Annotated in this window: 9 protein-coding genes; 6 read left to right on the plus strand and 3 right to left on the minus strand. The window is 30.0% G+C overall.

All coding sequences use genetic code 11. The features are described 5' to 3' along the window. The first annotated feature begins 12 nt into the window (after nt 1-12). From EGM88_RS08515 to nadD, 6 genes are all read left to right on the plus strand, one after another. Nucleotides 13-1,299 (plus strand): hydroxymethylglutaryl-CoA reductase, degradative, encoded by a 1,287-nt coding sequence (locus EGM88_RS08515; protein WP_123897554.1) that lies wholly within the window; start codon nt 13-15, stop codon nt 1,297-1,299. A gap of 149 nt (nt 1,300-1,448) precedes the next feature. Beyond that, the gene (locus EGM88_RS08520) at nt 1,449-2,057 is read left to right on the plus strand and encodes a superoxide dismutase (RefSeq protein WP_123897555.1); all 609 of its coding nucleotides are present in this window, start codon (nt 1,449-1,451) and stop codon (nt 2,055-2,057) included. Between the two features lie 184 nt (nt 2,058-2,241). After that, nucleotides 2,242-3,138, plus strand: coding sequence for a DMT family transporter (locus tag EGM88_RS08525; RefSeq protein ID WP_123897556.1), 897 nt, complete (start codon nt 2,242-2,244; stop codon nt 3,136-3,138). Nucleotides 3,139-3,172: 34 nt separating this feature from the next. After that, entirely contained in the window at nt 3,173-4,030 is an 858-nt protein-coding gene (locus EGM88_RS08530) for a YicC/YloC family endoribonuclease (RefSeq protein WP_123897557.1), read from the plus strand. 136 nt (nt 4,031-4,166) lie between these two features. Further along, nucleotides 4,167-4,778, plus strand: a complete 612-nt coding sequence (gene gmk / locus EGM88_RS08535) for a guanylate kinase (protein ID WP_123897558.1) — start codon at nt 4,167-4,169, stop codon at nt 4,776-4,778. Further along, nucleotides 4,775-5,356 carry a nicotinate (nicotinamide) nucleotide adenylyltransferase gene (gene nadD, locus EGM88_RS08540; protein WP_123897559.1) on the plus strand — a complete coding sequence of 194 codons (582 nt, stop codon included), beginning with the start codon at nt 4,775-4,777 and terminating at the stop codon, nt 5,354-5,356. The genes gmk and nadD overlap by 4 nt, the downstream gene beginning before the upstream one ends. Before the next feature lie 51 nt (nt 5,357-5,407). Here nadD and EGM88_RS08545 read toward each other — a convergent pair whose 3' ends face one another. The 3 genes from EGM88_RS08545 to EGM88_RS15775 all read right to left on the minus strand — a co-directional run. Then, a complete protein-coding gene (locus tag EGM88_RS08545) occupies nt 5,408-5,989 on the minus strand; it encodes a DUF6705 family protein (protein WP_123897560.1) in 582 nt (193 codons plus the stop codon). Nucleotides 5,990-6,004: 15 nt separating this feature from the next. Continuing rightward, nucleotides 6,005-6,547, minus strand: coding sequence for a hypothetical protein (locus EGM88_RS08550; RefSeq protein ID WP_123897561.1), 543 nt, complete (start codon nt 6,545-6,547; stop codon nt 6,005-6,007). Between the two features lie 204 nt (nt 6,548-6,751). Then, a partial coding sequence (locus EGM88_RS15775) for a hypothetical protein (RefSeq protein WP_203229447.1) occupies nt 6,752-6,948 on the minus strand: 197 nt, incomplete at its 5' end.

Raw genomic sequence — 6,948 nt, forward strand, 5'->3', positions numbered from 1 at the left:
AATTTATACTAAATGTCTACACTTATTTCTGGATTTTCTAAACTTAATAAGGAGGAAAAAATAGCATGGCTTATGGATAATTTTCTTTTAGATTATCCAGAGTCTAAAACAGTTTTAAGTCAATATTTAAATTCAGATTCTAAATTACAACAACTTCATGATGAGTTTATTGAAAATACAATTTCAAATTTTTATTTGCCATTTGCTGTAGCACCTAACTTTAAGATTAATAATATACCATATGTTATTCCAATGGCAATTGAGGAAAGTTCTGTTGTCGCAGCAGCTTCTTTGGTTGCAAAATTTTGGAGTAAAAGAGGTGGGTTTAAAGCAGAAGTGCTATCTACAACAAAAATTGGGCAAGTCCATTTTATGTATTCTGGTGATTTTGCAGATTTGGAAACTTATTTCAATTCAGTAAAATCTAACTTGTTAAGTGCAACAGAATTCATCACTAAAAATATGCGTAAGCGTGGTGGAGGTATTTTAGATATTGAACTAAAAGATAAAACTAAAAGTTTAGAAAATTACTATCAACTTCATGTTACTTTTGAAACTAAAGATAGTATGGGTGCTAATTTTATTAACTCATGTTTAGAAAATATCGCTTCTACATTTCAAAAAGAGGATATAGAAATAGTAATGAGCATTTTATCTAATTATATTCCAGATTGTTTAGTAAAGGCTGAAGTAAGTTGTAAGATTGAAGAATTAGGAGACAATGGATTAGAATTTGCACAAAAATTTTATCAGGCAGTTCAAATTGCACAAGTTGAGCCTTACAGAGCTGTTACTCATAATAAAGGAATAATGAATGGGATAGATGCGGTTGTAATTGCTACTGGAAACGATTTTAGAGCTGTTGAAGCTGGCATACATGCTTATGCTTCAAAAGATGGTGTCTATAAAAGTCTTAGTAATTGTTCTATAGATAATGGTGTTTTTAAGTTTTGGATAGAGGTTCCCTTAGCCTTGGGTACAGTTGGAGGATTGACAGCTTTGCATCCATTGGCTAAATTTTCTTTGAATTTATTACAAAATCCAACAGCTAAAGAATTAATGCAAATTGTTGCTGTTGCTGGTTTGGCTCAAAATTTTGCAGCTCTAAAAGCATTAACAACCACCGGAATTCAGCACGGTCATATGAAAATGCACCTAAACAATATTTTAAATCAATTAGGAGCATCTAAAGATGAGAAAAACATACTTATAAAAAAATTAAATGGTTCTCAGATTACCTATAATTTAGTAAGTAAAGCAATGGATGAGTTAAGAACCGAAAAGATTAAAGTTAAATAATAATATTAATCTATGGTCTAATAGGAACATTCTATTTGCCTAGAACTGCTTTTAAACTAATAATTTTTATCTTTGAGCAGTTGAAGTATAAATACTTTGTTACATTTATAGTTCTTAAATGAAGTTTAACAATAAAAAAATATAAAATTATGGCTTTTGAATTACCAAAATTACCTTACGCTTATGATGCGTTAGAACCACATATTGATGCACGTACTATGGAAATACACCATACAAAACATCATGCAGGATATACTAATAATCTAAACAATGCTATTAAAGGCACTGACCTTGAAGGAAAATCTATTGAAGATATATTAACTGGTTTAGACATGAGTAATGCTGCAGTTAGAAATAATGGAGGTGGTTTTTATAATCACAATTTATTTTGGGAAATATTAAATCCTGAAGAAAAAGGCCGTTTATCTGGTCCATTAAAAGAGGCTATTGAAGCTGAATATATGTCTGTAGATGCATTTAAAGAATCTTTCTCTAAAGCAGCAGCAACACGTTTCGGATCTGGTTGGGCATGGCTTTGTGTTCATAAAGGAGGTAAAGTTGAAATTTGTTCTACGCCAAATCAAGACAATCCTTTAATGCCAGGAGTAGGGTGTGGTGGTACACCTATTTTAGCATTAGATGTTTGGGAACATGCATATTATTTAAATTATCAAAATAGAAGACCAGATTATATTGAGGCATTTTTTAAAGTAGTCAACTGGAACGAGGTTGAAAGACGTTATGAAGCTGCTAAATAGTTTATAAAAGAATTTATAAAAGTTAACTTTTAAAAGTAATGGTTTGATATATCAAATCATTACTTTTTTTTATGATTAGCTTTGAGCCCCAAAATTAAATATTTAAAACAAGTGCGTATCTGAGTATTATTGAAAAGAGAAAGCTAAACCTAATCTTTAAATACAAATCAAACTATAAACTTTTATGAATTCTAGAAACTTTGCATTGCTCCTTGCATTTTTAGCTGCATTAATTTATGGAGTTAGCTTTACGGTTGCAAAAGATGTAATGCCTATATATGTAAAACCCTATGCATTTATTATATTGAGGGTGTTAGGTGCGGCTATTCTTTTTTGGGTTATTAGTTTTTTTGCTAAAAAGGAGAAGATAGATAAAAACGATTATATCAGAATTATTTTGGTAGCATGTTTTGGAGCAGCTTTTAATATGCTTACTTTTTTTAAAGGGCTAAGCTTAACTTCTCCAATAAGTGCATCGGTTATTATGTTAACTGTACCTATAGTAGTGTTGTTGCTTTCAACACTAATATTAAAAGAAAAAATTAATCTTATAAAAGTATTTGGTATAGCTATTGGTTTGTTAGGTGCATTTATATTGATTGTTTATGGACAAAGTATAAATAAAGGCGAAAATCCACTTTTAGGTAATTTTTTAGTATTTGTAAATGCTACATTATATAGTTTTTATTTAATCATGGTAAAGCGGTTAACAGACAAATATCATCCTTTTACATTTGTAAAGTGGATTTATACCATCGGATTAATTGTAGTTATACCATTTGGATTTTCTGAGTTGCAAGAAGTACAATGGCAACTAATGCCTACAGATGTTCTATTAAAAGCAGGTTTTATAGTAGTGTTTACTACTTTTTTTACCTACCTTTTTAATTTGTTTGCTCTAACAAAGTTAAAACCTACAACATTAAGTATTTTTGTCTACTTGCAACCCGTAATCGCTACTGTTTATGCCTTAATTACTGAAAGTGATAGCTTAAGTATTGTTAAAATATTGGCAACAATTTTAATTTTTATAGGGGTTTATATGGTAACAAATGTCAACCGCCCTAAACAAATAACTTAATTTGTTTAAATTTGCGTAAACTTACCCTTACTATATGATACAATCAATGACTGGATACGGAAAAGCCGTAGCTGAATTACCTCAAAAAAAAGTAACTGTAGAAATTAAAACATTAAACAGTAAAAATTTAGATTTGAATGTCAGAGTGCCTTCAATGTACAGAGAAAAGGAATTGGAAATTAGAAGTAAATTATCTAAAAAATTATTTAGAGGTAAGGTAGATTTTACAATCCATGTTGAAAGTACTGGGGGAGAAACTACATCAATTATTAATCAAGAAGTAGTTAATAATTATATAGATCAATTAAGAAGTGTTACAGAAGTTTCTTCTGAAAGTTTACTTGAAATAGCAATGCGTTTGCCTGATGTTTTAAAATGTCAACGAGAAGAATTTGACGAAACGGAATGGGTTAAAGTTGAACAGACTATTGATGAAGCTATAGATGAGGTATTAGGTTTTAGAGCTGATGAAGGAGCAGTGTTGGCACATGATTTTACAATTCGTATTCAAAACATTCAAAAATTATCAGAAGAAGTTGCGGTATTAGACAAAGAAAGATTGGCTCAGATACGTGAACGGTTAGAAAAAGCTGTTGCTGATTTAAAACAAAATGTAGATGAAAATAGGTTTGAACAAGAATTGATGTATTATTTAGAAAAGTTAGATATTACTGAAGAAAAAGTACGTTTAAATAATCATTTAGATTATTTTTTACAAGCCTTAATTAGTGAAGAGTCTAATGGTAAAAAACTTGGATTTATCTGTCAAGAAATAGGTAGAGAAATAAACACAACTGGATCTAAATCTAATTTTGCTGCAATGCAAAAAGTAGTAGTTCAAATGAAAGATGAATTGGAAAAAATTAAAGAACAATTGCTAAATGTATTGTAAATTAAGTAGTAAAAAACATACTAATCAGTATAAGTTTTCTTATAATCAATTGAAATTCAAAAGTTAATATCGTGTTTACAGGTAAATAAATACTAAAGCGTATTTAATCATATTTGTGAAACAGAAATATAAAAATATGTTACCAACTAAAAGTTCAAACCAAAAAGAAGGTAAATTAATTGTTTTTTCAGCTCCTTCTGGGTCTGGTAAAACTACTATTGTAAGACATTTGTTAGGCATAGAAAAGTTGAATTTAGAGTTTTCTATTTCAGCAACTTCTCGTGAGCCTCGCGGTGACGAAATTAATGGAAAAGATTATTATTTTATAAGTACAAAAGAATTTAAAAATCATATAAAAAATGATGATTTTTTAGAATGGGAAGAGGTTTATAGAGATAATTTTTATGGAACTTTAAAAAGTGAAGTAGAACGTATTTGGGCTTTAGGTAAACATGTAATTTTTGATATTGATGTTGCTGGTGGGTTAAGAATAAAAAAGAAATTTCCGAAAGAAACATTAGCCGTTTTTGTGAAACCTCCTAGTGTTGATGAATTAAAAATACGACTAAAAAAACGCAAAACCGAAAGCGAAGATCGAATAAATATGCGAATTGCAAAGGCCTCTGTTGAATTGGCAACAGCTCCACAATTTGATAAAATTATAAAAAATTATGATTTGGAAGTGGCGTTAAAAGAAGCAGAAAATTTAGTTGCAGATTTTATTGATGTAAAGCATAAAAACAAATGAAAATAGGCTTGTACTTTGGGACCTTTAATCCCATACATATTGGGCATTTAATTATTGCCAACCACATGGTTGAATTTTCTGATTTAGAAGAGGTTTGGTTTGTTATTACACCACATTCTCCTTTTAAAAAAAAATCATCTTTACTGGGGGATAATCATAGATATCAGTTGGTGCAAATTGCAACAGAAGATTATAGAAGGTTAAAACCATCTACTATTGAGTTTCGTTTGCCTCAACCTAATTACACTATAAATACATTAGTACATTTAGAAGAAAAATATCCGCAACATCAATTTAATTTGATAATGGGAGAAGATAATTTAGCTTCTTTTCATAAGTGGAAAAATTATGAAGTTATTTTAGAAGAATATGATATTTACGTTTATCCCCGTATTTATAATGGCGAAAAACCGAAATCACAGTTTGATAATCATCCAAAAGTACATCAAGTTGATGCTCCGATAATGGAGATTTCTTCTACTTTTATTCGTAAAGCTATTGCAGATAAAAAAAACATAGAACCTTTATTGCCTAATAAAGTTTGGGAATATATTGAGCATATGAATTTTTATAAGTAATGTAATGTTTTTAAGTTAAGTTGTAAAATAAATTAAGCCTTTTTAAAGCGATTATTGCTTTGTCAAAGTAACAACCTTAGTCGGTAAAACCTGTTTAGCTGCTCCAGTTGTGCAATCAAAGTACATTTCACCTGCTACTTGTAAAAATAATTTCATTTTCGTATTGTTTGTACCATAAACGGAAATAAAAACATTTCCGTTTTGACCACAGTTAGTATTTTTACCAATATAATTTAACATATAAGTGTATATACTTTCTTTAATTATATATCCACCAAATAATACATATGGGCTGTCATCAGGTAAATCTAGGGTGTTTTCAATAACTCTCCCGTTACTATCAGTAATCTTATAACGAGCTAATAACAAATCTTCTTTTAATTCACCATCATCAGTAGTTGTTTTTACGATTTTGAATTCAAAGTTTTTACTGTTATATGTTCCTTTCCAAGTACCCGTAAACTTAGTCAATAAGTTGTTAATGTCTTTTACGTACACATAGTCCTTACCGTCCATTAAACCATCTTCTTTGTCAAGATAATCTACAGCTTTTTCTACCGGTATAATATGTTGTGCTTTGCAACTAAATATTGAAAGACTTAATACTAAAATTAATGTTATTACTTTTTTCATTTTTTGAATTAATTATTAACAATCACCTGTTTCAACCTTACCGCTTTCATCTAGTGTTTTTGGCCTAATGCGTCCAGAATTTTTGATTTTATACAATTCAATTCCTTCTACTTTAATATGATCTCTTAAAAAACGCAGAAACCCTTTTTCATTTCCTTTTTTCATTAGTTTTATATAATCGCTTTCATACTCTTCCGCAGTTTTTAGATCTTTTATATCAGCAGTATTTCCAGTAAACTTTAGGGTATATGTGCCAGAACTTGAAACCATAGTGCCATAAACAGATGACAAAGGGATATTATTGTATTCGGTGTATTTTGCAATTTGCAAAAATTTTATAACATCTGCAGGAGAGAACATTCTTTTTATTTTATTAATAAACGGCCTTCCTGTTTTAGGATCTGTCTTACCAGTTGGAAAGTCATTTAAATGTGTATAAATATAACCTGTTGTATTGTCTCTGTCAATTTTAATATCTAAAGAATGCCCTCCGTTAGTATCATTTAATTGTGTAAATACTCCATTTTTATCTTGTACATACCCTGTTTCTTTTTTCAACCCTGTTTTGGTTTTTAAAAGGTCGAGTTTTGCTTTAAAGGCGGTATTGGCAATTTGGTTGGCTATTTTGGTACAAGGGTCGTCCTCCTCATCTTGATCTTCAAATCCACCACCACTTTCACCTCCAGCAATCCAAGAGATAGTTTCCTCTGCATCATTAAAATCTCCGCCACCTGAAGGACCGTTAAAATAAATATTTGTTACTTAAAATCCAGCATCAGTAGAACCGCCTGCTATTAAAACAACTTCCTCTAGATTTTGATTGCACATAATACATTTAGAGCCATCATAACAAGGTCCGTGATATTGACATGTGCCTGAATTTTGAAAAAAAGCCGAAATACTACTGCTAAAAAACAGTGAAGCTTTGTTTTTTTTCACTTTACTTTTAAACTGTGCTA

The organism is Aureibaculum marinum, assembly GCF_003813905.1.
Classification (GTDB): domain Bacteria; phylum Bacteroidota; class Bacteroidia; order Flavobacteriales; family Flavobacteriaceae; genus Aureibaculum; species Aureibaculum marinum.